The following is a 23,940-nucleotide window of genomic DNA, read 5'->3' on the forward strand; positions in this document are numbered from 1 at the left end:
CGTCAGGCCTTCGGCTTGCTGTGGGTGATGGTGATGAAGTCCGTGCCGGCGCCCGTCTCGGGGCCCATTCCGGTATCGGAGATCGTCAGAGATGTGCCTTCGCTCATCAGTGTTTCAATCCGGTGCCGAACGTCGTCGGGAATCGTGATCCGGTCAAGCGCGGTGGCTGCGTCGTAGGTGGTGGTGTCGTCTGCCTGCGTGGTGATGCCGAGACGCTTGGCAGTCGCGCTGGAGAGATGGTTTTCCAGCGTCAGTGCCTGCCAGGATGCCTTGCCGCCGTAGCGATCGACATTCACAGCTTCGATGAAATGGGTGCCGAGTGCGATCTGCGGATCGGCGATGCCGACCGGTGCCTCGAACAGCGGCTTGAACTTCTGTCGTACCAGAATCTGGCCAAGCGGTGGTTCACCCCTGCCAGCGCTCTTGTAGAGCGCACCGAGAAACCCTTGCGTGATCAGATCGCCCCGGGTGCTGAGACCTTTCCAGCGCTTGAAGCCATTGACCGCTGCGATCGTCATCTTGCCGATATGGCCGTCCGGGGTACCGGCATCGAAGCCGAGTTCGCCGAGCAGCGCCTGCGCGTCGATCAGCGTCTCGCGCTGGCTGCGGCGGGTGATCAGGATGCGTAGCGGCGGCTGTTCCTCAAGTACAACCTTGGCCTGCGCACCGGCCTTCGGCAATACGTCTGCCATGGCGACTTCGACGGACTTCAGTGAGGCGTCGATTGTGCTCGGGCGCAATTCGGCATCTGACAGCAACTGGCCTTCCGGTTGCGGAACGCGCGGGCTGAACAAGGTCGCATGTTCAAAGGGCAGGGGCGTGACCTTATTGTCGGTGATGATCACGTGCACACCGCGTTCAGTCATGCCGTAGAGTTGTTTGGCGAAGCTCCGGGGAAGCCGGATGCAGCCGTGCGACGCCGGATAGCGCGGGACGCTGTTTGATTCGTGCAGGGCGATGCCGGACCAGGTCAGCCGCTGCATCCACGGCATGGGCGCGCTCGAGTAGAGATTGGATTCGTGATACCTGCTCTTCTCGAGGATGGAGAAAATGCCGGAAGGCGTGGTGTGGCCCGGCTTGCCGGTCGATACCCGCGATGTGGCCACCACTTGGTCTCCGTCATAGACAACGAGAGACTGTTCGGCCTTTGAAACGATGATCTGGTAGGCGGCGTTTCCACCAGCGAGCGCTGGCGCCGCGAGAACGGTCGCGGAGAGAAGGCCAAGAGAAGCGGCCAGCGACTTGAGCATGATACGGGATCCCTTACGCAATACGAGTTTCAGCAGACTATAATTTGATGCTTAAGGAAAGTTTGAGGAAAATTCGATATTCACGAACTCGTGTAGGTGGCGGGGGATGTTATAAGTATAACCTAGCGCTTCCGAGTATTCTCGGCACTTGGGAACGTGTATCCCGTTTGAACGCTTGCCTTGCCGAATTTGTCCCGGAGTTTGTCCATGGCAGCCTCCGCGGCGGCGCGACGTCGCGCCGTCTCGTCGACGAGGTCGGGCGGGTCGGCGAACGCCTCGTCCTGAAGATCCGTTACGCCGATGCCGATCAGACGGAAGCGCGTCCCGTCGGCTTCCTTTTCCAGCAGCGTCAGCCCGATGCGGAAGATCCTGTCCGCCAGCTGGGTCGGGTCTTCAAGACGCCGGTTGCGCGTTCTTCCCTTGAAATCGGCCGTCTTGAGCTTGAGGACCACGGTCTGCCCGGCAATACCGCTCTTCTTCAGCCGCCAGGCAACCTTTTCGGACAGGACGCGCAGATGCGGCACGAGTTCCTCATGGCGCCCAATATCATCGAAGAATGTGGTTTCTGCTGAAACGCTCTTGGCTGCGTCGTTGAGGTGCACTTCCCGATCATCAAGGCCGCGCGACAGCCGATAGAGACGCTGCCCCATTGTGCCATAGCGCCGCATCAGGTCGTTTTCCTCCATCGTCTGCAACTGCCCCACGGTGCGGATGCCGTCTCGCTCCAGCGTAGCGGCAAAGGCCTTGCCGACGCCCCAGATGGTCGTCACCGGCCGCGGCGCGAGGAAGCTCAGGGCCTCGGCCTCTCCGATCACGGAAAAGCCACGCGGCTTCTGAAGGTCGGAGGCCACCTTGGCGAGGAACTTGCAGTAGGAAAGGCCGATCGAAACGCTAATACCGACCTCCTGCTCGACGCGGCGGGCAAATCTGGCCAGAACCCGTGCCGGCGGGTCGTGGTGCATGCGCTCCGTGCCCTTCAGCTCGAGAAATGCCTCATCGATCGAGAGAGGCTGCACGAGTGGCGTCAACTCTTCCATCATCGAGCGGACCTGTCGCCCGACGCGGGCGTATTTCTCCATGTCTGGCTTTATCACCACGGCGCAAGGACAGGCCTCCAGCGCCTTGAACATCGGCATGGCCGAACGGACGCCATGAACGCGTGCGATATAGCAGGCAGTGGAGACAACGCCGCGCTTGCCCCCACCGATAATAACCGGCTTGTCGACAAGATCGGGATTGTCGCGCTTTTCGATGGAGGCATAGAAGGCATCGCAGTCGATATGCGCAAGCGTCAGTCGATAAAGCTCAGGATGGTAGACAAGGCGAGGGCTACCGCAGGCTCGGCAGCGTGACCGCCCCTCCGGCTGCCCTGTCAGGCAGTCGCGACAAAAGCCGGGAGAGGGGATCGCATCATCTGACATGGTCGGAACAAAGATTGAACATCATAAGATTAGGCGCTCGCCTTTCCTAAGGCAAGGGAGTGGGTCTGTGTTGTTCGAAGGTATTTTCCGCTGTCCTCAGTGTCGCCTATTGTCAGCTTGTGCGAACCAGTCACCCCAGAGCGATCCCAGCAAAAATGTGTAGCGGTTTTGTGGTTTCACTTGAGGATAGACAAATAGATAGAGCGTCGCAGGCGACTCGGTTTTCACCGGTGGTGCTCCAGCGGCGACATGCACATGCCGTTTGCTGGCAATCGCCTCCCTCCCGGTAAAATCACGGATCAGGACAGGATATGAGCGATGATCAGCGTTTCCGCTTCTGTCCAATTCTGCACCCGGTGGACATGGCCAGCGGCGACGGGTGCGAACTTGTGTATAGCGACAGACGGAGGCAGGTGAATGAGCAGACTGTCCGGTACATGCTCGCCCACCGAATGCAGGTTATGTACCATATCGTCGACGAAAGCGACGGGGAGGGGGCGGTCGTTGTGAAGGCGTTGGACGACGGGCCCTTTCGGTTCCTCCAAGGCGATCAGCGGATAGTTGAGCCCGAAACGCTCAAGCAGCTGTCTGCGCGCTTTTGCGTGACGCGGCGGCATTGCGGTCAGGAACACCAGGTCGGCCTCCTTGGCAAGGCGTTGCAGCGTCTCGGGCACGCCGACGAACGGCTTCTGCCACGCCTCCTGCGCGGCGAAAAAGGAATCGATCAGCCCGCTGACGCTCCTGTCGTCGACCATCGTTTCGGCTTTCTTGTCGATGATGTTGCCGTGCAGTCGGAAGGATCGGGACAACAGCCGGTGACCACGGCTTTCGAGGAACGCCTGGAAGGGAGTGACGAATTCCAGCACAACGTCATCGACGTCGCACATCACGAGTGGTCGTTCTCCCAGCCGGATTGTGCCGCGCCCGTCCGTCATTCAGTATTCGCCCGAACCAAGCGTCGGGCCGGTATAATGATGCGCCGCGTTGACCACCGCCTCGGGCTCGATGTCGGTCGCTGAGCAGAAGGCCATGAGGGTCGGTTCGTGTGCCATCAGGAAATCGAGCATTCCTGCCATGAAAGCCGGGTCGCGAATCGATTGGCGCAATTGGTCAGGTCGCGTACCCGACAGTGCGAGAAAGCGCCCCAGCATGTCGGGTTCATTCGCCAGCCAGCCGAGCACGGCGATGGCGGTTTCGTCGGCAGAGGCAGGTATGCTGCTGTTTTTCATTGGTCTTCCGTATTCGCGACAGAGTTACCGATTTCTCAACCAAATAACCTTAGCATGACATGGCACTTGATGTGCATACTGTCGAAGCGCGGCCATCTGCGACTGCCCGGCGGGATAGGGGAACGGGATTTATGCCGAAGAAGGTAATGATTGTCGAAGACAATGAGCTTAATATGAAGCTCTTCCGCGATCTTATCGAGGCTTCGGGCTATGAGACGATCCAAACTCGCAACGGTATGGAGGCGCTTGATCTGGCCCGCAAATACCATCCGGATCTCATTCTGATGGATATTCAACTCCCAGAGGTTTCAGGGCTTGAGGTAACGCGTTGGTTGAAGGATGATGCGGAACTGCATGTGATCCCGGTTATCGCTGTCACGGCGTTTGCGATGAAGGGTGACGAAGAGCGCATTCGCCAAGGCGGTTGCGAGGCCTATGTCTCCAAACCGATTTCGGTGCCGAAGTTCATCGAGACAATCAAGACCTATCTGGGCGACGCGTGAGGGGAAGGGGCTGATGACCGCGAGAATTTTGATTGTCGACGATATTCCGGCCAATGTGAAGCTCCTTGAGGCGCGCCTGATTGCGGAATATTTCGAGGTGCTGACGGCTGACAATGGTCCGGACGCCCTCGATATCTGCGATCGCACCCAGGTTGACGTTATTCTGCTCGACATCATGATGCCGGGCATGGACGGTTTCGAGGTCTGCGAGCGTCTCAAGGCCAATCCGCGCACCTCCCATATTCCAGTGGTCATGGTGACCGCCCTCGACCAGTCGTCCGACCGCGTGCGCGGCCTCAAGTCAGGCGCCGACGACTTTCTCACCAAGCCAGTCAACGACCTGCAACTGGTCTCGCGGGTCAAGAGTCTGGTCCGTTTGAAGACACTGAGCGACGAATTGCGAATCCGCTCCGACACGGCGCAGTCGATTGGCATCGACGATCCGTTTCGTTTGAGCCAAGGCCGCCTTGAAGAAGGGGGGCAGGTGCTCCTGGTCGACAGCCGCGGCAGTTCGCAGGAGCGGATCATCAAAACGCTGAAGCCGGTGGCCACAGTGACTGCCATGTCCGATCCGCAGGCTGCTGTATTCGATGCGGCGGAGAACGCTTTCGACTTGGTGATCGTCAACAGCAATCTCGATGATTACGATCCGTTGCGGCTTTGCTCGCAGCTGCGCTCCCTGGAGCGTACTAGGCTTATTCCGATCCTGCTGATCACCGAGCATGGCGACGATCAGGCGATCGTGCGTGCTCTCGATCTCGGCGTGAACGACTACATCGTTCGCCCCCTGGACGCGAATGAGCTTGTGGCGCGCACCTTGACCCAGATCCGGCGCAAACGCTTCAACGACCTGTTGCGTAACAGCGTCAACCACACGATCGAACTCGCCGTCACCGATGCTCTGACAGGGCTTCACAATCGTCGCTATCTTGACAGTCATCTGAGGATGCTTTTTTCCCGGGCCCAACTGCGGGAGAGGTCGCTTTCAGTGTGCATTACCGACATAGACCGCTTCAAGCAGGTCAATGATTCTTATGGTCATGATGCCGGTGATGAAGTGTTGAAGGAATTTGCCACGCGAATCCGCTCGACCGTGCGTGGTGCCGACCTTGCCTGTCGCTACGGGGGCGAGGAGTTCGTTGTGGTCATGCCGGACACGACACCGGGCGATGCTGTCCTCATTGCCGAGCGATTGCGCGGCATCATCGAATCCAAGCCCTTCGTGTTGCGCGGCTCTGGCGTGTCGCTCGACATCACCGCATCGATGGGAATTGCGACGATCGGCCAGAGCATGGACACACCGGAGCAATTGATGAAGCAGGCCGACGTAGCGCTCTATCAGGCCAAGAATACCGGGCGTAATCGGGTCGTTGCCGCTGCGGCCTGACAGTGGACGGGCGGATTGGCTCACCAGTTATGCCGGCCTTGGACGAGTTTAATGGAATTCCTCACGTCAATGCCAATGCACCGGATCGGGGGATTGCACGGTTACCCCTCTGATGGCAATGGCTTGGATTTCGTAATGTGTTCGCGTGCCTGGAGAGATTCAGCAATGCGGCGCATTGGGTGGGTCGTGCATTTTAAAGCAGTTTTTGAAGACTGTCTTGATGTGTCGATACTTTTTAATATTGCCATTGGTGGATTGAAGTAAAAAATCCTTCTCTGGCTGTATATCTTTCTGATGATATTTTTTTAAAATATTTATATTTGATTGCGCTAGGGACGTAGCTTTATTCAGCTACCGTTTTGGAATTCTGCTCGTTTCCCGTATTGAGATTAATGCTCTCTTAATGTTCTCTATTGTCGTAAGTAAAGATAAGTTTTTTGAACGTAGAAAATGCTCTAAGCTGTCCTACTGCTTGCCATTTTAACCATAGGCAAAAGCAAAATGTGGAAGATTTAAGAGGCTATTGATTTTCCTCCTTGGTTGAGCGAAGTTGAACCCAACGGAAAGAACGCCTCTACAAAGAGGCCTGCCGATACCCCATGATGCTCAGGTCCGCCGCATCTCCTGGGTCGTGGGGTCGGTCGGTCGGTATACAAGTGATAGCGGTTCCTCGTGCCGTATTTGTGTACTGACCGACCCCCGTTTCCAAGAGAAATGGCACCGCTGCCGGACAGGCGCGGTGCCTTTCTTGTTTTTTTGCGGCTTTGCCTGCACAAGGCCGGTGTTTGGGCAATATTGACCTGGGTCGGCGGACAGAAAGCGACAACAAAAAAAGGCGCGCTGCCTAGGGCAACGCGCCTGATTTTCCGGAAAAAGATCAAGCCTTACTTGATCTTGGTTTCCTTGAATTCGACGTGCTTGCGCGCGATCGGATCGTACTTCGTCTTCGTCATCTTATCCGTCATCGTGCGGCTGTTCTTCGTGGTGACGTAGAAGAAACCCGTGTCGGCTGTCGACAGCAGCTTGATCTTGATTGTTGTAGCCTTGGCCATGGTCGTCCTGCCTCTAATAAACGAAGCCGTGGACGACCGAACGAAGCCCACGGCAAATCTGGCGCGAAACTACAAATCGCGCCGGAAAAGTCAAGTCTGTTTCCCCCTGAAAAGCAGCCGGCCCACCGAAAGCGCCACGTAAAGACCGAAGAAAGCGGCAATTGCCCAGGCAAAACCGTGATTGCCGGAAATGTCGATGGCAGCGCCGATGGCCTGCGGGCCGGCAACGGTGCCGACAGCGTAACAGAAAACGAAGGCCGCATTGGCGGCGGCGAGGTCCGAACCGGTCAACCGTGAGCCGAGATGACCAAGGCCGATGGTGTAAAGGCCGGATACACTACCGCCCCAGAAGAGCAGTACAACCGCCATCAGCAGCCAGTTTTGGGAGAGCCAGGGCAGGGCCAGCGAGCCGGCAAGGCCGATCACGGCCATGGCGGTGAGCAGTACTCTGCGGTCTTTTATGTGGTCGGACAGCATGCCGAGCGGAATCTGGAAGATCATGTTGCCGATGCCCATCACCGTCAGCAACAGCGCGGCCTGCGATTCGCCGAAGCCGATTCGCGTCGCATAGACCGGAAAGAGAGAAAGGCCGCCGGCTTCGACCGCGCCGAAGACGAAGACTGCGGCGGTCGCAGTTGGCACCAGGAAGATGTAGCGCAGGAAATGATTGCCCGGCTTCTCGTCGAGTTGTGGACTTTCTTTGCGCGCGACATAAATTGGCACGGCCGCCAGCAGGATGGCGACGCCGCCTATGGCAAACGGCAGGATGCCCTCACTGCCGATCAGAGAGAAGATCAGGGGCCCAGAGGCGAAGCCCAGCGACAGGACGGTGGCATAGATGCCAAGCACGAGCCCGCGCCGGGACGGAGGGGCGGCGGCATTGATCCAGAATTCCGACAGGATGAAGAGCGTCGTCGTCGCCCCGTGAAAAACGAGCCTGAGCGGAAACCACATCCAGAACTGTTCGGCATAGTAGAAGCCGAGGCCGCTTGCCGCAGACAGCACGATTGCCCAGAGCATGGTTCGCGCCACGCCGAACCGGTGCGCAATTTTGGTCGTGAGTGGGGCGGCGACCATGGCCGCTATGCCGGCCATGGCTGAATTCAAACCGATCAGCGTCGACGACATGCCACGCTTTTCGAGAATGATGCTAAGCAGCGGCAGGCCGAGGCCGATTGCAATGCCGACGGCGGTGATCGCCGATATGGCGGCGACGAGCGAAGGCCAGTGAATGTCTTCGCGGTGACCGTTGGCGCCGTTCCCCGGATTTGTCATCGGGCAGTCCTCAGATAACTTCGCGGAAGAAGCGACCGCGTCGAGAGAAGTAGAACGGCACGCTGGTGCCGAACGGCAAGGAGGGGTCGACGGTCATCTGGGCCTTCACGTCATTAAGTATGGTCTTGGTAATGCTGGGCATGTTCAGACCGGAAAGGTCGTGCATGTCAAGCCAACGAAGGTCGTGCAACTCGGTCGAATCGCTGATCGCTGTCGGGTCGACCCCGGCCTCGTCCGTGAACGTCAGGAAGAAGCGGGTGTCGAAGCGCCGGACATTGCCAGGCGGCGTGATGGCGCGCGCGACATAGCGCAGGCTGCCCAGATCGGCGCGCAGGCGAGGGATGCGATCGCGGCCGAGATCCCGCTGCCCGATGACGAGCCCGGTTTCCTCCTCAAGCTCGCGCAGGGCCGCAAGGGCCAACCCGCGTCCACGGGTGAGGGATGTCGAATTGTCGAGATCACCGCAGAGTTTCGCCAGGACGAGAGGGTCGAGATCGCGCATGAAGGGCTGCCGGCTGTCGCCACGATCGCGCCGACCACCGGGGAAGACATAGAGGTTGGGCATAAAAGCGTGGCCGCTGCCGCGTTTGCCGACCAGAACCCTTGGTGCGGTCGCAGATCGATCTATGAGCAGCAGCGAGGCGGCGTCGCGCGGCCGCAATCTCGCAGGCGCCTGAGAGGCGCGATCCTGTTCCTCGAAGGGATGGCTGGTCATGGATTGGTCTTCGAGCCGAGGTCTTCGCCTTCGTCGCTCTCGCCGCCGAAGCCGTGCATGCGCAACGCCCATTGCAGACCGATCACGCCTCCCTTGATTGGCTGGATGGTGGCGAGTGCCGTGACCAGCCCAAGTGGTGCCCAGATCGCGAGGTGGATCCACTCCGACGCCGGGAAAATAAGATCAGTCATCATGAAGCCGCCGAGCAGTACATGGCCGAGCACTATGATCACCAGATAGGGCGGAAGGTCGTCGGAGCGGTGATGGAAGATCTCTTCACCACAGGCGGCGCAAGTATCGACGGGCTTCAGATAGGCCCGAAACAGCTTGCCGCTGCCGCAGGCCGGGCACTGGTTAAGCAGTCCGCGCATAATTGAGCGTCCCAGTGGTCGCTCGGCTTCAGCCTCTCCACCAAAGCGTATGGCTTCCTGATTCTGGCTCGTGGTCATCTGGTTTCTCTCCTCCATGTGCGTGCTCAACGTCTCGGTCGCTTGGGCCGCGTCCCTGGCGTCTTGAGCGCGCCCCGTCGGCCAGATTTGTGGAACGAGCGCGTCGCGGCCGGCATCGGACGCCCCTCGCTCAGCATTTCAAACCGCAATGCGCCTGCGAGCGGTATGGCCTCTGCCAGCTTGACCTGAATCGAATCACCGAGCCGGTATCCCAATCCGGTTTTCTCACCGGAAAGCGCCTGATGCACTTCGTCATATATATAGTAATCGCGGCCGAGCGTCGAAACAGGAACGAAGCCGTCTGCGCCGAACTGCGGAAGCGTGACGAACAGGCCGGCTTTGGTGACGCCGGAAATCTGCCCGTCGAACTCATCGCCGATCCGGCCCGCCAAATGATGGGCGATCAGCCGGTTGATGGTGTCGCGCTCGGCCGCCATGGCGCGCCGCTCGAAGGTCGAGATTTCCGCCGCGATGTCGTCGAGCGCCGCCTCTTCCTCCCGCGTGATACCGCCTTCACCAAGTCCGAGCGAGCCGACCAGGGCACGGTGTACGATCAGGTCAGCATAGCGCCGGATCGGTGAGGTGAAGTGGGCGTATTTCAACAGGTTCAGGCCGAAGTGCCCGATGTTTTCCGGGCTGTAGATCGCCTGGCTCTGGCTGCGCAGCACCATTTCGTTGACCATGGTCTGGTGTGGCGTGTCGAGTGCCTTGGCGAGAATGCCATTGAATGAATTGGAACGCAGACTGCCGCCCTTGGCAAGGGTCAGGCCGATTGTCGCGAGGAACTCGCGCAAGGTCTCCTGCTTCGAGAGTTTCGGCGCGTCGTGGACCCGGTAAACCAGCGGCTGACGCTTCAGCTCCAGCGTCTCGGCGGCGGCGACATTCGCCTGGATCATCATTTCCTCGATCAGCTTGTGGGCGTCGAGCCGTTCCGGCACGTGGACCCGGTCCACGGTGCCGTCGGGCTTGAGGATGATCTTGCGCTCGGGCATGTCGAGTTCGAGCGGCTGGCGCCGGTCGCGGCCGCGTTTCAGCACGTCATAGGCATGCCACAGCGGCTTCAGGATCGGTTCGAGCAGCGGCCCGGCCTTATCGTCGGGCTTGCCGTCGATCGCCGCTTGCGCTTGCTGGTAGGAGAGCTTTGCGGCGCTCTTCATCATGACGCGGTGGAAGGTGTGGCCCGCCTTGCGGCCTTCCTTGGAAAACGTCATGCGCACCGCGAGCGCTGGGCGATCGACGCCTTCTCGCAAGGAGCAAAGATCGTTGGAGATTCTCTCCGGCAGCATGGGCACGACGCGGTCGGGGAAATAGACCGAGTTGCCGCGCTTCACCGCCTCGCGGTCCAGCGCCGATTTCGGCCGGACATACCATGAGACGTCGGCGATCGCCACGGTGACGATCACGCCGTCAGGATTGTCGGGCGAGGGGTCGCGCTCGGCATAGACCGCGTCGTCATGGTCCTTGGCGTCGTGCGGATCGATGGTGATCAGTGGCACATGGCGCCAGTCCTCCCGATGCGACATGGAGGCCGGGGTGGCCGCCTCCGCCTCGGCGATGACCGACTGCGGAAAGATGTGCGGGATGCCATGGGCATGGATGGCTATCATGGAGATCGCTTTTTCCGAGGCGACCGAACCGATGACGGAGAGCACGCGTGCCTGCGTCAGCCCAAGGCGGCCGGTACGGGCAATCTCGACCTCGACCAAGTCGCCGTCCTTGGCCTCGCCCAGATCGCTGGCGGCAATCTGCATTTCTTCGCCGCGCCGCTCGATCGGCATCAACCGACCGCCGCCGCCGGGCATTTCACGGAAAACACCGAGAAGCGCATTGCGATGCCGGTCGATGACCTTGATAATACGAGCGGTATAGGCCGGTCCGGCCCGGTCCTTCGAGGGGAAGATCTTGGCAAGAACCCGGTCGCCCAGCCCGCCGACGGGCGCCTTGCCCTTGGCGCGGTCGGCGCTCGACTGACGGATGGCTACCGCAGGTGCGACGCCCAATTCCTCGTTCCATTCCGCCGGACGGCCAATCAGTTCTCCGTCCTTGTCGCGGGTGGTGATGTCGAGCACCGTGACCGGCGGAAGGGCGCCAGGTCGCTTCAGTGACTTACGATCCTTCTGCACCAGGCCGTCGTCCTCCAGCGCGCGCAAGACATCCTTGAGCTCGACCCTTTGCTCGCCCTTCAGCCCGAAGGCCTTGGCGATCTCGCGCTTGGAGGCCCGGTCCGGGTTGTCGGCGATGAACTCCAGGAGCACTTCGCGCGGCGGAATTTCGCCATGGATGATGGTCGGCGTCTTGCCTTTCGCGCCAGCGACCTCCGCGCGCCGGCTCCTGCGGTTGCCGGAGGCGGGATCGGGAGAGCGGTCGCGCGGGGTCTTGCTCAATTCTAACTCTTTTTCGCTTTCGGTGCCGCCTTGGCCTTCGGCTTGGCAGCGGTTGTTTTCTTTGGCTTGGTCTTGTCCGCATCAGCGTCCGCAGCCTTTGCCTTGGTTGCCTTGGGTTTCGCGGTGGCCTTGGCCGGCGCCTTCTTTGCCGCCGTCTTCTTGGTCCCGCTCTTGCCCGCCTTCTCGGCGATCAGGGCGAGTGCCTCTTCCATCGTCACCGATTGCGGATCCTTGCCCTTCGGCAGCGTGGCATTGACCTTGCCCCAATTAATATAGGGTCCGTATTTGCCATCGCGAACAGTAATCGCACCGCCGTCCGGATGTTCCCCCATTTCCTTGAGCGCCACGGCGGCAGCCCGCCCGCGACCAGGCCCCTTGCTCTGCTTTTCCGCCAATACAGCGACGGCACGGTTGAGGCCGATCGAGAACACGTCTTCAATGCTTTCCAGATTGGCATAAGTGCCGTCGTGCAGGACGAACGGTCCGTAGCGACCGAGGCCGGCCGTAATCATCTTGCCGGTCTCGGGGTGTGGGCCGACCTCGCGCGGCAGCGCAAGAAGCGATAGCGCCTTTTCGAAATCCACTGTTGCTGGTGTCCAGCCCTTGGGCAGGGACGAACGCTTGGCCTCCTTGCCTTCGCCGCGCTGGACATAGGGGCCGAAGCGGCCGCTGCGCAGGGTGATTTCCTCGTCGGTTGCCGGGTCCTTGCCCAGTGCCTTCGGTTCGTTGGAACCGGACGCCTCCGCATCCGCACCGCCTTCGGAGGAGAGCTGGCGTGTGTAATTGCATTCTGGATAGTTCGAGCAGCCGACGAAGGCGCCGTACTTGCCGAGCTTGAGCGACAGGTTACCGGTGCCGCAAACCTGGCAGATGCGCGGGTCGGAGCCGTCCTCGCGCTTGGGAAAGACGAGCGGAGCCAGAGCCTCGTTCAGCGCGTCGAGCACATTGGTGACGCGCAGTTCCTTGGTGACCTCGATCTGGGCGAAGAAACTCGTCCAGAACTCGCGCAGGACGTCCTTCCAGTTCAACTCTCCGGCGGAGATCTGGTCAAGCTTTTCCTCAAGGTCAGCCGTGAAATCGTACTCGACATAGCGCGTGAAGAAATTCTCGAGAAAGGCAGTCACCAGCCGCCCCTTGGAATGGGGAATCAGCTTGCGCTTGTCCATCGTGACATATTCGCGGTCGCTCAGGGTCTTCAGGGTCGCGGCGTAGGTCGAGGGGCGGCCGATGCCGAGTTCTTCCATCTTCTTGATAAGCGTCGCTTCCGAATAGCGCGGTGGCGGTTCGGTAAAGTGCTGGCTGGCGTTGATCTTCTGCTTGGCGAGCGCCTCACGCGCATTGATCTCCGGCAGGCGGCCCTCGTCGTCGCCGTCCTCGCTCGGTTCGCCTTCTTCCTTCTGGTCGGTATAGGCGGCGATGAAGCCGTCGAAGCGGATAACCGAGCCGACGGCACGCAGGCCAGCCTTATCGCCATTATTGTCGGCGAGGATCTCGACCGTTGTCCGTTCGATCTCGGCCGACGCCATCTGGCTGGCGATGCCGCGTTTCCAGATCAGGTCGTAAAGACGCAGTTGGTCGGCGTCGAGGAAGCGGCGCACCTTGTCGGGCGAACGGTTGAAGTCGGTCGGGCGGATCGCCTCGTGGGCTTCCTGGGCGTTTTTCGCTTTGGTCGAGTAGAAACGCGGCTTCTCCGGCACGTAACGAGGACCGAACTGATCGGCGACGGCGGCGCGCGCCGCGTCGATCGCCTCCGGTGCCATCTGCACGCCGTCGGTACGCATATAGGTAATGAGACCGACCGTCTCGCCGCCGATGTCTATGCCTTCATAAAGTCTCTGGGCGACCTGCATCGTGCGGGACGCCGAGAAACCGAGTTTCGAGGAGGCCGCCTGTTGCAGCGTCGAGGTGGTGAAGGGCGGGCCGGGATTGCGTTTGACGGGTTTGGCCTCGACGCTGTCGACGACATATTTCGCGCCTTCGAGCAGTGTCTTGATGCCGTTGGCCTGTTCGCCATTGGTCACCGAATTGCGCTGGATGCGCTTGCCGAGATGCGAGACGAGCTTCGCCTCGAAATCATCACCACGCGGCGTCTTCAGCAGCGCAGAGATGTTCCAGTATTCCTCGGCGACGAAGCGTTCGATTTCGTCCTCACGGTCGCAGACGAGCCGCAGCGCCACCGACTGGACACGACCGGCCGAGCGGGCGCCCGGCAGCTTGCGCCACAGCACCGGCGAAAGGTTGAAGCCGACAAGGTAATCGAGAGCACGGCGAGCCAGATAGGCGTCGACCAGCGCACCGTCGATATCGCGCGGGTTGGCCATCGCGTCGAGCACGGCCTTCTTGGTGATGGCGTTGAAGACGACGCGCTTGACGGGCTTGTCGCCGATCACCTTTTTCTTTTTCAACAGATCAAGGACGTGCCAGGAGATCGCTTCACCTTCACGATCCGGGTCGGTCGCGAGGATGAGGCCGTCGGCGCCCTTCATGGCGTCGGATATCTCTTTCATCCTCTTGGCCGACGCGCTGTCGACTTCCCAGTCCATGGCAAAGTCGTCGTCCGGGCGGACCGAACCGTCCTTGGCCGGCAAATCGCGCACATGCCCGAAGGATGCGAGCACCTTGTACCCGGAACCCAGATACTTGTTGATCGTCTTGGCCTTGGCCGGGGATTCTACGACTACGACATCCATTGCGTTTCTCTGTACTGCGGAAAGGGCGTCCCTCAGGGCCGACGGCGGCGTGGTCCCGAAAACCGGTTCCCCGACATGGAGGGGGATTCGGCCGCGGTCAAGGGGGAAGGCGTATTTTCTGCTGGCTGCAACGTAGTGCAACCTTTGATAGAGTTGCGAGTTATTGCAATTTAAAATAAATGGCCCTATCGTTTTCGTAATTGGGTTGCAGTCGCATTGCGCGACAAATCTGGATGGAAAGCATGGTCGTGAAAACGATGGGCGGTAACGAGTCGCGCACGCGGGAAAACATAGCCTTCATACGGCAGATGCTCGGCGAGTTGCGCGCGGTTGCCGAGAGTGAGGGGGCGGAAATGCTCTGTTACCTGATCGAAATGGCCTATGTCGAGGCGGGAGACCTGCAGATGGGGCGTCGCGCGCTGTCAATCCATCATGGCAATGGAGACAAGCCCTCCCGGATGCCGCAGTAGTCGTCCGGCTATGTCCAGTTCGAGGAGTATGAGATAGACTGCGGCCGGCGCAAGCCCGGTATGTCTGACAATGTCGTCGATCTCGACCGGTGTCGGACCAAGCGCATCGGTGATGCGGGAACGATCGCTGTCGCTTGGTGGCAAGGCCAGCGAACGGTCCTCGTCGCCTGGTTCCTTCGCCTCGTGGCCGGAGAAGATATCAATCCGGGAGAGCGGGGCCAGCGCCTGCAAGACATCGTCCGGCCGCGTGGTGACGGTTGCTCCATCCTTCAGCAGTCCATTGGTGCCTTCGCAGCGCGGATCAAGGGGCGATCCGGGGACAGCAAAGACGAGCCGGCCGTAATCGCCGGCGAGCCGCGCTGTGATCAGAGAGCCCGAGCGCGCCGCCGCTTCGATGACGACCACCCCGAGGGCGACGCCGGCGATCAGCCGATTACGGCGAGGGAAGTCGCGGGCGCGGGCCTCCCAGCCGAATGGCATCTCCGAGATCGCCAGCCCCCGCCCGTCACAGATCTCGTGCAGGAGGTCGGTATTTTCCGGTGGGTAGGGCTTGTCGAGTCCGCCTGCCATGGCGGCGATCGTGCCGGTCTCCAGACTGGCTCGATGAGCGGCCGTGTCGATGCCGCGGGCGAGACCTGAAATGATCGCATAACCGGCCCGGCCAATGTCGCGGGCCATCAGGGCGGCGAATTTCGCCCCACTGATCGAGGCATTGCGTGAGCCGACGACGCCGACGGCCGGCATACTTGCCGCCGAAAGGTCGCCTTTCACCGCAAGGAGCGGCGGCGCGCCGTCGATCTGTCGCAAGGCCAGTGGGTAGTCGGGCTCGCCTATGCCGAGGAAGCACGCGCCGAAGCGGGCGGCCGTCTCCAGTTCCTGCTCGGCTTCGGCCTCGGTGGCGATCCGGATGGCGCGCGTCGATCCACCGCGCCGGGAGAGCTCCGGTAGCATGGCAAGGGCGGTTTCCGCCGTGCCGAAATGATTGATGAGATCGCGAAAGGTCGCGGGGCCTACATTGTCGCTGCGGATCAGTCTGAGCCAGTTGATTCTCTGCCGGTCGGTCAGCGCAATTCCGGTTCGACCTGCGCTTGCCTCCGGCATGACCTCATCCCTTTTTGCCGATCTTGCTTTCGGTTCCGGCGATCAGCCGTTCGATATTGGCCTTGTGCCGCCAGTAGGTGACGGCCGTCATCACGGCTGTGACCAGGGCCGCGTCACGGATGCCCAGTATCCACAACACAACCGGAATGACAAGGGTTGCAACCAGAGCGGACAGTGAGGAGTAGCGGGTCACGAAAGCCAGCGTCAGCCAGACCACGGCGAAGACAGGGACCATCAGCGGCGCGACGCCGAGCAGGGTGCCGATATAGGTCGCCACGCCCTTGCCGCCCTTGAACCCGAGCCAGATCGGAAAAAGGTGGCCGATGAAGGCGGCAAACCCAGCGAGCAAGCCGGCATTCCCACCGAATATGGCCTGGGCGGTCACAGCGGCGGCGGTCGCCTTCAGCGCGTCGAGTAGAAGGGTCGCGGCTGCCAGTTTCTTGTTTCCGGTGCGCAGAACGTTGGTCGCGCCGATATTGCCCGAGCCGATCAAGCGCAGGTCACCATGGCCGGCCATGCGGGTGAGCAGCAGGCCGAACGGGATCGAGCCCAGCAGATAGCCGAGGCTCAGCACGGCGATCAGCGCTGGCCAACCTATTGCAAGAAAACTGGTGCTGGCCATTTAGCTCCCCCTTTGGCTGTCTTACAGAGAATGCACGCACTTGCCGGCGACATAGGTCGCAACGGCCCGGCCCGAGAACCGTGCGTCCTCGAACGGTGTGTTCTTCGACCGCGACAGGAGCAATTCTTTTGAAACGAGCCACGGCTCGTCAAGGTCGATCAGCGTGATGTCGGCCTTTGAACCGGGCCGGAGAGAACCGGCTTCGAGCCCGAAGATTTCGGCCGGCCGGGTCGACATGGCATCGATCAGCCGCATCAGCGGCACATGGCCATTGTGATGCAGGCGAAGGGCGGCTGACAGAAGGGTCTCGAGCCCGACCGCTCCGTCCGCCGCATCGGCAAAGGGCAGACGCTTGGTATCGACGTCCTGCGGATCGTGCGACGAGACGATGATGTCGACGGTGCCGTCGGCAATCGCCTGGACCATGGCCATGCGGTCATCTTCGGCGCGCAGTGGAGGCGTGAGCTTGAAGAAGGTCCGATACTCGCCGATGTCGTTCTCGTTCAGCGCCAGATGGTTGATCGATATGCCGCAAGTGACCTTCGCGCCGCGCCCGCGTGCCAACCGGATCGCTTCCGCCGATTCAGGCACCGAGATCTTCGCGGCATGAAATTTGGCCCGCGTTAGGCCGGCGATCCTGAGATCGCGCTCCAGCGGGATGATTTCGGCCTCTCGCGGCACGCCCGACAGGCCGAGCCAGCTGGCGAACAGCCCTTCGTTCATCACGCCGTTGCCCAGGTATTTTTCCCGCGGCTCAAGATCTATCACGGCGTCGAACTCGCGCGCATAGGTCATGACCCGTCGCAGCAGCTGGCTGTCGGACAATCCATGCCGGCCATTGGTGAAGGCCACGGCACCGGCGTTCTGCAGGAGTCCGATCTCGGTCATCTCCTCGCCGGCGAGCCTCTTGGTGAGGGCCGCTGCCGGATAGACGTTGACCATCGCCGCGTCGCGCGCCGTCTTCTTGACGAATTCGACCAGCGCAATGTCGTCTATCACCGGATCTGTGTCCGGCATCATGATAAAGGAGGTAATGCCGCCAGCCGCCGCCGCGCGACTTGCCGAAGCGATCGTCTCGCGGTGCTCTGCGCCCGGTTCACCAACGAAGACGCGGGCATCGACCAGACCCGGTATGGCGGTCAGACCGAAGCAATCGCGAACCTCGGCACCATCCGGCGCACCCTGGTTCTGCGCATCGGCGCCGGCCGCCAGCACGCGACCGTCTTCGCCGACAATGATGGTGGCGACCGTGTCGAGCTGGCGCGACGGATCGACGATGCGGACATTCTTCAGGACGAGAGGCCGGTTCATGCGCCCATTCCTTCGCTACGCGGACCCTGGTTTTGCGAGACCAGCAGGGTCTCCATGACGGCCATGCGCACAGCGACCCCCATTTCCACCTGTTGTTCGATCACGCTCTGCGGGCCATCGGCCACTTCCGAGGCGATTTCCACGCCGCGGTTCATCGGGCCCGGATGCATGACGAGCGCGTCCTCTTTGGCCACCTTGAGCTTTTCGGCGTCGAGTCCCCAGAAGTGGAAATATTCCCGCACCGATGGCACGAAGGCGCCGGACATGCGCTCGCGCTGCAACCGCAGCATCATCACCACATCGGCGCCCTTCAGGCCTTCCTTCATGTCATGGAAGACCTCCACGCCCATGTCGGCAATGCCCCTCGGCAGGAGCGTCGCGGGCGCGACGACCCTGACCCGCGCACCCATGGCGTTCAGCAGAAGGATGTTGGAGCGCGCGACGCGCGAATGCAGCACGTCACCGCAGATCGCCACGATGATGCGCGACAATTTGCCCTTGGCGCGCCGGATCGTCAGCGCGTCGAGCAGGGCCTGGGTAGGGTGCTCGTGCTGACCGTCGCCGGCGTTGACCACCGAACAGGCGACCTTCTGGGCGAGCAGTGCGGCGGCACCAGCCGACGAATGGCGCACCACCAGCACGTCCGGCCGCATGGCGTTCAACGTCATCGCGGTGTCGATGAGCGTCTCGCCCTTCTTCACCGACGAATTGCCGACCGACATGTTCATTACGTCGGCGCCGAGTCGTTTTCCGGCCAGCTCGAACGAGGATTGCGTTCGGGTCGATGCCTCGAAAAAAAGATTGATCTGTGTGAGACCGCGCAGCGTGGAGGTTTTCTTCTCCCGCTGACGGCTGATTTTGACGGCTTCGTCCGCCTTATCGAGCAGATAGGTAATATCCTGCTCGGTCAGGCCTTTGATGCCGATGAGATGGCGATGGGGAAAGAAGACCATGGACGTCCTCCTGAGATGTCACGCGGTCTATAAAGAAGCCGGGGCCGGGGGGCAAGCACATGCAGTGTGGATAGAAGCGCGGTCCCCATGTAAAACGAATCGATTTCCGCTAGAGGATCGGCATGACCCCAATGAACCGGACTGAAGAAAAACTCGCCGAACTGAACCAGCCCAAGCCCTGGTCCGGTATCAATGCCTATCGCTCCGATCCGCTGGTGGTAGACCTGAGTGCCGGTCTTTCGCGTGGCCTGCGCGAAGAATACGATGTCATCGGCAAGTATGTGACCTCGCACGAGGCACAGGAACTGGCGCGTATGGCGAACCAGAGCCCACCGCAATTGCGCACCCATGGGGTTCGCGGCGAGCGGCTGGACGTCGTCGAGTTTCATCCGGCATGGCATGCCCTGATGCGCCGGTCGATGTCGGTCGGGCTTCATTCGTCGGTATGGGAGAATCAGCCGGACGCCCGCGGACACGAGCATCTGGCCCGCGCCGTTCGCTTCTTCCTGACCGCGCAGCTCGAATGCGGGCATCTTTGCCCTCTGACCATGACCAGCGCCTCGGTTGCAGCCCTCGTCGCCTCGCCGCATGTGCAGAAGGAGTGGGCGCCGAAGATCCTGTCACGCAAATACGATTCGTCCAACAAGCCTGCCATGCAGAAGACCGCGGTGACGATCGGCATGGGCATGACGGAAAAGCAGGGTGGCACGGATGTGCGCGCCAATATTTCGTCGGGCGAGCGCGTGGGCGAGGGGATTTATCGCCTGTCCGGCCACAAGTGGTTCATGTCTGCGCCGATGAGCGATGCCTTCGTCATGCTCGCCCAGACCAAGGACGGTATGGGGTGCTTCCTGGTGCCGCGCCTGCTTGAGGACGGTTCGGCTAACGGCTTGGAGTTCCAGCGCCTCAAGGACAAGATAGGCAATCGCTCGAATGCCTCCTCCGAGGTCGAGTTTTCTGACACTTTCGGTTTCCTGCTCGGCACACCGGGCGACGGAATTCACACCATCCTCGATATGGTGACGTTGACGCGCCTCGATTGCGCGCTTGCTTCGGCCGGCATCATGCGTGCCTCGATGGCCGAAGCCGTGCATCACGTGCGCGGTCGCTCGGTCTTCGGCAAGAAACTGATCGACCAGCCGATCATGACGCGCGTGCTTGCCGACATGGCGCTCGACGTTGCGGCCGCGACAGCGCTCGCCTTCAGGTTGGCCGACAGTTTCGATCGAGCCCGCGAAAACCCGGTTGACGCCGCCTATGCCCGGGTAATGACTCCGGTGGTCAAATACTGGGTCTGCAAGATCGCTCCATCTCTTATCTATGAGGCCATGGAGTGCATCGGAGGCAGCGGCTACATTGAGGAGCGTCCGATCGCCCGGCACTATCGCGAGGCCCCGGTCAACGCGATCTGGGAGGGCTCCGGCAATGTTATGGCGCTCGATCTGCTGCGGGTTCTGAGTCGTGGCAAGGATCTGTTCGAGACGATCTTTGCCGGCCTCGAGCGCGATCTCGGTGTTTCCGGCAAGAAGACGGTCGAGGTCTTGCGCGCCGCAACCGCTCTTGCCGAGCGTGACGAGGGGGCCGCCCGTCTGCTGATCGAGCAATTGGCGCTCGCCGCCGCTGCCGCCGAACTCTACAAGCTGGGCGCCGGCAAGATCGCTGACGCCTTCCTGGAATCGCGCCTCGCCGGCGGCTGGCGTCACACCTATGGCGTACTCGACGCCCGGTTTGATGCGCGTTACGTCCTCGACCTGCTCTATCCGGCGGCGAGCTGACCGACGAGATAGAGGACGATAGGAATGGTGAAGACAGCGGCGATCGTCTGTACGGTCGCCGTTGCCGCGTAAAGCGGGGCGTCGCCGCCCATCTGCTTGGCGAGAAGATAGCCGTTCATTGCCGTCGGCACCGCCGCGCTGAGTGCCAGCATCGCCAGCACTTCTCCCTCGACACCGAACAGGACGGCAACACTCGTCATCACCGCAGGAAACACCAGGAGTTTGAGCGCCGTTCCGATGAGGACGTTCGGGTGCGGTCGCAAGGCATCCATGATTCTTAGCCCTGCCCCGACCATGAGTAGCCCGAGGCCGAGCGAGGACCGGGCGACGAGATCGACGGCCGTCATCAGCGGTTCGTAGACCGGAATGCCGGCGACATTGACCACCACGCCGCTTGCCGCGCCGAGAATGATCGGGTTCGAGACGATTTTCAGCACGAAGTCGCGTAACGACCGCCCATTGCCGGAAAACCAGATCATAACGCCGACATTGAGGACATTGAGCGGAATGATGATGGTCGCCATGATGACGGCGACGATGGTCAGCCCGACCGGGCCGGAGAGCTTGTCGGCGATGGCAAGCGCCATGAAGCCGTTCCAACGGGTGGCGGTCTGAAAGATCGAGGTGAAGGCCGGTCCTTCGAGACCCAGCCGGTTTAGCGGACGCCACAGTGCCAGCACAAGCGCCGACATGATCCCCACGGAAAGCAATGCCACCACGCTGACGGCGCCCATGTCCATGGTCGAGAAGTCGGCGCGCGAGAGCGTTTCGAACAGAAGGGCAGGGAAGAGCACGTAATAGCCAAGCTGCTCCAGCCCGCCCCACAGGTTTTCATTGATCAGCGGCCAACGTTTGAGGAGTACCCCCAAAAGAACGAGCAGGAATATCGGCAGAATGCTCTCAAGAATCGGCAGCATGATCGACTTTCGTGGGATGCGTCGGAGAATTGTACGACGTTGACTAACAGGGCGCGGCCGGTTGAGGCAATCGCTCGACACGCAGTCAGCGCTTGGTTGGTTGGAGTTGTGGCACGGCTTTGCCTTGGGTTATCCCCAATGCCCGTTAACCTTAACAAAGGGTTTACATTGCGACCGGACGGTCAACGGGCCAGTTTCTCGGGGAACAAAGCAGATGAATCGGGACGGTGGTGATGGGAACCGGAATGGCAAGGGTGATGTTGACAACCGCCATGGCGGCGTTCTTTGCCGGCCTGGCGCTCGACATCGCGGTTCCGGCCGTGGTGCTCAGCATGATGGCGGCATCGAACTGGCTGGTGCAGTGCTGGCCCGAGCCTCGGCCTGAGTCTCGAATGGCCTCCGCCTGGCTGCTTCAGTATCGGAAGGGGAGGCCCGCATGAAGGTGTTTCTGGTCTTGTGGGGAATGCCGATCGTGCTGCTCGGCAGCTGGTACGGGCTTTCCTATTACGACATGAACTTCGGCTTCTTCATGTTGACACGGCAGGCGCATGAGCTGGTTTTTGCGGTCTATGGCAATGCGCTCGGCTTGCCGCCGGAAACGATCCCCCCACTTGTGGCTCGCGCCATCGTGTTCGACAGCCTGATGGTCTTCTCCATCATCGCTTTCCGCCGTCGCAAGAAGATCGCGGCCTGGTGGGCGGCGCGTCAGACCTCTTCGGAATTACGGCCTGCGCCGGTTCCAAGGGCCGACAGCCTGTCCAAGGCGCCCTGAAGAATGAAGCTCGCGGCGGCGGAATCGATCCGTTCGCTGCGTTTCGCCCGTGATACATCCATTTCCAGCAAGGCCCGTTCGGCAGCGACCGTCGATAGCCGCTCGTCCCAGTAGACGAAGGGGATGTCCGTTTTTTCCGTCATAGAGCGGACGAAGGCGCGGGTCGCCTGCACACGCGGCCCGGCCGAACCGTCCATGTTCATCGGCAGTCCGATGACGAAGGCGGCGACCTTCTCCTTTGCGGCGAAGGTCAGCAGCGTCTCGGCATCCTTGGTGAACTTAACGCGTTTGATGACCGTTCGGGGTGTTGCGAACCGCCGGCCGAGATCCGACATGGATAGGCCGATGGTCTTGGTGCCGAGATCCAGTCCGGCGACCGGCTGGTTCGGCTGCAGCATGTCCGCGAGTTCTTCGATGGTAAGCGTCGACATGCGGCAGCCTCCGTGTCTTTAGCGCTTGCGCACGAACTCGGTGCGCAGGACAAGCCCCTTGATGGTGTCGTGGCGGCAGTCGATCTCCTCGGGATCTTCTGTCAGCCGAATCGACTTGATCACGGTCCCTTGCTTCAGGGTCGTGTTGGCGCCCTTGACCTTCAGGTCCTTGATGAGCGTGACGGAATCTCCGTCTGCCAGAACATTGCCGGCAGAATCCTTGGTGATCGGCTGGCCATTGGCGGCAGCTGCTGCCACTTCCGAAGCCGGGCGCCATTCGCCGGTTGCTTCGTCGTATACATATTCGTCATCTGCGGCCATTCTGGTCTCCCTGTCGTAAGCGTTTATACTCGGCCGGACGTCCGGAGCGATATGGGCGGCCTTGTCGGTCCTTGGGCCGGAAGTTGCGGCTTATCTTACCCCCGGCCAAGGTGCAACACGATGGCCCCGCCGTTTCGGGACGAACACGGTTGCCGACGACACGACTTCGCATATATTCCCGGCAACACACCGAAGGGAGACCACCATGAAGATCACTTGGCTCGGCCATTCCGCATTTCGCCTCGATACCGCCAAGGCGAGCATCCTGATCGACCCATTTTTCACAGGAAATCCGGCCTTTGCCGGGCTTGATGCCAAGGAAAGCGCCTCTGGCGTCACCCATATTCTCCTGACACATGGCCACGGCGACCATGTCGGAGATACGGTGAGGCTCGCCGAGGAGACCGGGGCCACGGTTCTGGCCAATGCCGATCTCGCCGCCTGGCTTGGTTCCAGGGGCGTCGCCAAGATTGAGGCTGGCAACACCGGCGGCACGATCGCCTTTGACGGTTTCAGCGTCACCTTCACCAATGCCCTGCATTCGTCGGCGCAGATCACCGAAGACGGCGTCTCCCATGCGCTCGGCAATGCCAATGGGCTGATGCTGCATATCGAAGGCGACGCCTCGTTGCTGCACATGGGCGATACCGACATATTCTCCGACATGAAGCTGATCCACGAGTTGCACCAGCCGGACATCGGCCTTGTGCCGATCGGCGACCGCTTCACCATGGGCGGCGCGGTGGCGGCACTCGCCTGCCAGCGTTTCTTCGATTTCAAGATGGCGATCCCCTGCCACTACGGTTCCTTCGGCATCATCGACCAGACCCCGGAGAAATTCGTGCTCGGCATGGAAGGAACCCGCACCCGGGTCATTACACCCGCGGCTGGCGATAGCGTGGACGTCTGACA

Annotated in this window: 24 protein-coding genes; 7 read left to right on the plus strand and 17 right to left on the minus strand. The window is 61.0% G+C overall.

Annotation, left to right across the window (positions count from 1 at the left end):
• Positions 1–2: 2 nt before the first annotated feature.
• The 4 genes from RNA01_RS16650 to RNA01_RS16670 all read right to left on the minus strand — a co-directional run bounded on the left by RNA01_RS16650 (position 3) and on the right by RNA01_RS16670 (position 3,900).
• On the minus strand, positions 3–1,250 hold the full coding sequence (locus RNA01_RS16650) for a L,D-transpeptidase family protein (protein WP_147181346.1): 1,248 nt from the start codon (positions 1,248–1,250) through the stop codon (positions 3–5).
• Between the two features lie 122 nt (positions 1,251–1,372).
• Positions 1,373–2,671, minus strand: a complete 1,299-nt coding sequence (locus RNA01_RS16655; RefSeq protein WP_147181347.1) for a DNA polymerase IV — start codon at positions 2,669–2,671, stop codon at positions 1,373–1,375.
• Between the two features lie 299 nt (positions 2,672–2,970).
• The gene (locus RNA01_RS16665) at positions 2,971–3,606 is read right to left on the minus strand and encodes a hypothetical protein (RefSeq protein ID WP_147181349.1); all 636 of its coding nucleotides are present in this window, start codon (positions 3,604–3,606) and stop codon (positions 2,971–2,973) included.
• Positions 3,607–3,900: a DUF3572 domain-containing protein gene (locus RNA01_RS16670; RefSeq protein WP_147181350.1), complete on the minus strand. Its 294-nt coding sequence runs from the start codon at positions 3,898–3,900 to the stop codon at positions 3,607–3,609.
• 131 nt (positions 3,901–4,031) lie between these two features.
• Here RNA01_RS16670 and RNA01_RS16675 point away from each other — a divergent pair, with 131 nt between their 5' ends.
• On the plus strand, positions 4,032–4,403 hold the full coding sequence (locus RNA01_RS16675; protein WP_147181351.1) for a response regulator: 372 nt from the start codon (positions 4,032–4,034) through the stop codon (positions 4,401–4,403).
• Between the two features lie 13 nt (positions 4,404–4,416).
• Complete coding sequence (locus RNA01_RS16680; protein ID WP_147181352.1) at positions 4,417–5,790, plus strand: PleD family two-component system response regulator; 1,374 nt, start codon at positions 4,417–4,419, stop codon at positions 5,788–5,790.
• An 884-nt stretch (positions 5,791–6,674) separates the two neighbouring features.
• Here the strand turns inward: RNA01_RS16680 and rpmG are convergent.
• From rpmG to topA, 6 genes are all read right to left on the minus strand, one after another.
• Positions 6,675–6,842 carry a 50S ribosomal protein L33 gene (rpmG, locus tag RNA01_RS16685; RefSeq protein ID WP_015915679.1) on the minus strand — a complete coding sequence of 56 codons (168 nt, stop codon included), beginning with the start codon at positions 6,840–6,842 and terminating at the stop codon, positions 6,675–6,677.
• A 90-nt stretch (positions 6,843–6,932) separates the two neighbouring features.
• Positions 6,933–8,117 carry an MFS transporter gene (locus tag RNA01_RS16690; RefSeq protein WP_147181353.1) on the minus strand — a complete coding sequence of 395 codons (1,185 nt, stop codon included), beginning with the start codon at positions 8,115–8,117 and terminating at the stop codon, positions 6,933–6,935.
• 10 nt (positions 8,118–8,127) lie between these two features.
• Positions 8,128–8,832 (minus strand): NUDIX hydrolase, encoded by a 705-nt coding sequence (locus RNA01_RS16695; RefSeq protein WP_174824564.1) that lies wholly within the window; start codon positions 8,830–8,832, stop codon positions 8,128–8,130.
• Positions 8,829–9,281, minus strand: a complete 453-nt coding sequence (locus RNA01_RS16700) for a DUF983 domain-containing protein (protein ID WP_147181354.1) — start codon at positions 9,279–9,281, stop codon at positions 8,829–8,831. The genes RNA01_RS16695 and RNA01_RS16700 overlap by 4 nt, the downstream gene beginning before the upstream one ends.
• A gap of 26 nt (positions 9,282–9,307) precedes the next feature.
• Positions 9,308–11,566 carry a ribonuclease R gene (gene rnr, locus RNA01_RS16705; protein WP_235916707.1) on the minus strand — a complete coding sequence of 753 codons (2,259 nt, stop codon included), beginning with the start codon at positions 11,564–11,566 and terminating at the stop codon, positions 9,308–9,310.
• A 101-nt stretch (positions 11,567–11,667) separates the two neighbouring features.
• Positions 11,668–14,355 carry a type I DNA topoisomerase gene (topA, locus tag RNA01_RS16710; RefSeq protein ID WP_147181356.1) on the minus strand — a complete coding sequence of 896 codons (2,688 nt, stop codon included), beginning with the start codon at positions 14,353–14,355 and terminating at the stop codon, positions 11,668–11,670.
• 242 nt (positions 14,356–14,597) lie between these two features.
• Here topA and RNA01_RS16715 point away from each other — a divergent pair, with 242 nt between their 5' ends.
• Positions 14,598–14,825, plus strand: a complete 228-nt coding sequence (locus RNA01_RS16715; protein ID WP_147181357.1) for a hypothetical protein — start codon at positions 14,598–14,600, stop codon at positions 14,823–14,825.
• Here RNA01_RS16715 and dprA read toward each other — a convergent pair.
• Genes dprA through RNA01_RS16735 form a run of 4 tightly spaced genes read right to left on the minus strand, consistent with a single transcriptional unit; the run spans position 14,778 to position 18,812 of the window.
• Positions 14,778–15,926: a DNA-processing protein DprA gene (gene dprA, locus RNA01_RS16720; RefSeq protein WP_147181358.1), complete on the minus strand. Its 1,149-nt coding sequence runs from the start codon at positions 15,924–15,926 to the stop codon at positions 14,778–14,780. The two genes, RNA01_RS16715 and dprA, sit on opposite strands and share 48 nt — an antisense overlap.
• A gap of 4 nt (positions 15,927–15,930) precedes the next feature.
• Positions 15,931–16,548, minus strand: coding sequence for a glycerol-3-phosphate 1-O-acyltransferase PlsY (plsY, locus tag RNA01_RS16725; protein WP_147181359.1), 618 nt, complete (start codon positions 16,546–16,548; stop codon positions 15,931–15,933).
• Positions 16,549–16,569: 21 nt separating this feature from the next.
• Positions 16,570–17,859 (minus strand): dihydroorotase, encoded by a 1,290-nt coding sequence (locus RNA01_RS16730; protein WP_147181360.1) that lies wholly within the window; start codon positions 17,857–17,859, stop codon positions 16,570–16,572.
• The gene (locus tag RNA01_RS16735) at positions 17,856–18,812 is read right to left on the minus strand and encodes an aspartate carbamoyltransferase catalytic subunit (RefSeq protein WP_147181361.1); all 957 of its coding nucleotides are present in this window, start codon (positions 18,810–18,812) and stop codon (positions 17,856–17,858) included. The genes RNA01_RS16730 and RNA01_RS16735 overlap by 4 nt, the downstream gene beginning before the upstream one ends.
• A gap of 122 nt (positions 18,813–18,934) precedes the next feature.
• On the opposite strand from RNA01_RS16735, the gene RNA01_RS16740 reads away from it, so the two are divergent.
• A complete protein-coding gene (locus tag RNA01_RS16740) occupies positions 18,935–20,587 on the plus strand; it encodes an acyl-CoA dehydrogenase family protein (protein ID WP_147181362.1) in 1,653 nt (550 codons plus the stop codon).
• Here the strand turns inward: RNA01_RS16740 and RNA01_RS16745 are convergent.
• Entirely contained in the window at positions 20,569–21,504 is a 936-nt protein-coding gene (locus RNA01_RS16745; protein WP_147181363.1) for an AEC family transporter, read from the minus strand. The genes RNA01_RS16740 and RNA01_RS16745 overlap by 19 nt on opposite strands.
• A gap of 257 nt (positions 21,505–21,761) precedes the next feature.
• Between RNA01_RS16745 and RNA01_RS16750 the strand changes: the two genes are divergently transcribed.
• On the plus strand, positions 21,762–21,944 hold the full coding sequence (locus tag RNA01_RS16750) for a hypothetical protein (RefSeq protein ID WP_235916709.1): 183 nt from the start codon (positions 21,762–21,764) through the stop codon (positions 21,942–21,944).
• Positions 21,941–22,276, plus strand: coding sequence for a DUF6105 family protein (locus tag RNA01_RS16755; protein WP_147181365.1), 336 nt, complete (start codon positions 21,941–21,943; stop codon positions 22,274–22,276). The genes RNA01_RS16750 and RNA01_RS16755 overlap by 4 nt, the downstream gene beginning before the upstream one ends.
• Here RNA01_RS16755 and ruvX read toward each other — a convergent pair.
• Positions 22,210–22,707 (minus strand): Holliday junction resolvase RuvX, encoded by a 498-nt coding sequence (gene ruvX / locus RNA01_RS16760; RefSeq protein ID WP_147181366.1) that lies wholly within the window; start codon positions 22,705–22,707, stop codon positions 22,210–22,212. The two genes, RNA01_RS16755 and ruvX, sit on opposite strands and share 67 nt — an antisense overlap.
• A gap of 18 nt (positions 22,708–22,725) precedes the next feature.
• On the minus strand, positions 22,726–23,028 hold the full coding sequence (locus RNA01_RS16765) for an alkylphosphonate utilization protein (RefSeq protein ID WP_147181367.1): 303 nt from the start codon (positions 23,026–23,028) through the stop codon (positions 22,726–22,728).
• Between the two features lie 205 nt (positions 23,029–23,233).
• Here RNA01_RS16765 and RNA01_RS16770 point away from each other — a divergent pair, with 205 nt between their 5' ends.
• The gene (locus tag RNA01_RS16770; protein WP_147181368.1) at positions 23,234–23,938 is read left to right on the plus strand and encodes a metal-dependent hydrolase; all 705 of its coding nucleotides are present in this window, start codon (positions 23,234–23,236) and stop codon (positions 23,936–23,938) included.
• Positions 23,939–23,940: the final 2 nt, after the last annotated feature.

This window comes from Paenirhizobium naphthalenivorans (assembly GCF_007992095.1).
Lineage (GTDB): Bacteria > Pseudomonadota > Alphaproteobacteria > Rhizobiales > Rhizobiaceae > Allorhizobium > Allorhizobium naphthalenivorans.

Bases quoted from the DNA above. Each gene is read 5' to 3' on its own strand.
- RNA01_RS16650 (WP_147181346.1), bottom strand. From the start codon at position 1,250: ATGCTCAAGTCGCTGGCCGCTTCTCTTGGCCTTCTCTCCGCGACCGTT.
- RNA01_RS16655 (WP_147181347.1), bottom strand. From the start codon at position 2,671: ATGTCAGATGATGCGATCCCCTCTCCCGGCTTTTGTCGCGACTGCCTG.
- RNA01_RS16665 (WP_147181349.1), bottom strand. From the start codon at position 3,606: ATGACGGACGGGCGCGGCACAATCCGGCTGGGAGAACGACCACTCGTG.
- RNA01_RS16670 (WP_147181350.1), bottom strand. From the start codon at position 3,900: ATGAAAAACAGCAGCATACCTGCCTCTGCCGACGAAACCGCCATCGCC.
- RNA01_RS16675 (WP_147181351.1), top strand. From the start codon at position 4,032: ATGCCGAAGAAGGTAATGATTGTCGAAGACAATGAGCTTAATATGAAG.
- RNA01_RS16680 (WP_147181352.1), top strand. From the start codon at position 4,417: ATGACCGCGAGAATTTTGATTGTCGACGATATTCCGGCCAATGTGAAG.
- rpmG (WP_015915679.1), bottom strand. From the start codon at position 6,842: ATGGCCAAGGCTACAACAATCAAGATCAAGCTGCTGTCGACAGCCGAC.
- RNA01_RS16690 (WP_147181353.1), bottom strand. From the start codon at position 8,117: ATGACAAATCCGGGGAACGGCGCCAACGGTCACCGCGAAGACATTCAC.
- RNA01_RS16695 (WP_174824564.1), bottom strand. From the start codon at position 8,832: ATGACCAGCCATCCCTTCGAGGAACAGGATCGCGCCTCTCAGGCGCCT.
- RNA01_RS16700 (WP_147181354.1), bottom strand. From the start codon at position 9,281: ATGACCACGAGCCAGAATCAGGAAGCCATACGCTTTGGTGGAGAGGCT.
- topA (WP_147181356.1), bottom strand. From the start codon at position 14,355: ATGGATGTCGTAGTCGTAGAATCCCCGGCCAAGGCCAAGACGATCAAC.
- RNA01_RS16715 (WP_147181357.1), top strand. From the start codon at position 14,598: ATGGTCGTGAAAACGATGGGCGGTAACGAGTCGCGCACGCGGGAAAAC.
- dprA (WP_147181358.1), bottom strand. From the start codon at position 15,926: ATGCCGGAGGCAAGCGCAGGTCGAACCGGAATTGCGCTGACCGACCGG.
- plsY (WP_147181359.1), bottom strand. From the start codon at position 16,548: ATGGCCAGCACCAGTTTTCTTGCAATAGGTTGGCCAGCGCTGATCGCC.
- RNA01_RS16730 (WP_147181360.1), bottom strand. From the start codon at position 17,859: ATGAACCGGCCTCTCGTCCTGAAGAATGTCCGCATCGTCGATCCGTCG.
- RNA01_RS16735 (WP_147181361.1), bottom strand. From the start codon at position 18,812: ATGGTCTTCTTTCCCCATCGCCATCTCATCGGCATCAAAGGCCTGACC.
- RNA01_RS16740 (WP_147181362.1), top strand. From the start codon at position 18,935: ATGACCCCAATGAACCGGACTGAAGAAAAACTCGCCGAACTGAACCAG.
- RNA01_RS16745 (WP_147181363.1), bottom strand. From the start codon at position 21,504: ATGCTGCCGATTCTTGAGAGCATTCTGCCGATATTCCTGCTCGTTCTT.
- RNA01_RS16750 (WP_235916709.1), top strand. From the start codon at position 21,762: ATGTTGACAACCGCCATGGCGGCGTTCTTTGCCGGCCTGGCGCTCGAC.
- RNA01_RS16755 (WP_147181365.1), top strand. From the start codon at position 21,941: ATGAAGGTGTTTCTGGTCTTGTGGGGAATGCCGATCGTGCTGCTCGGC.
- ruvX (WP_147181366.1), bottom strand. From the start codon at position 22,707: ATGTCGACGCTTACCATCGAAGAACTCGCGGACATGCTGCAGCCGAAC.
- RNA01_RS16765 (WP_147181367.1), bottom strand. From the start codon at position 23,028: ATGGCCGCAGATGACGAATATGTATACGACGAAGCAACCGGCGAATGG.
- RNA01_RS16770 (WP_147181368.1), top strand. From the start codon at position 23,234: ATGAAGATCACTTGGCTCGGCCATTCCGCATTTCGCCTCGATACCGCC.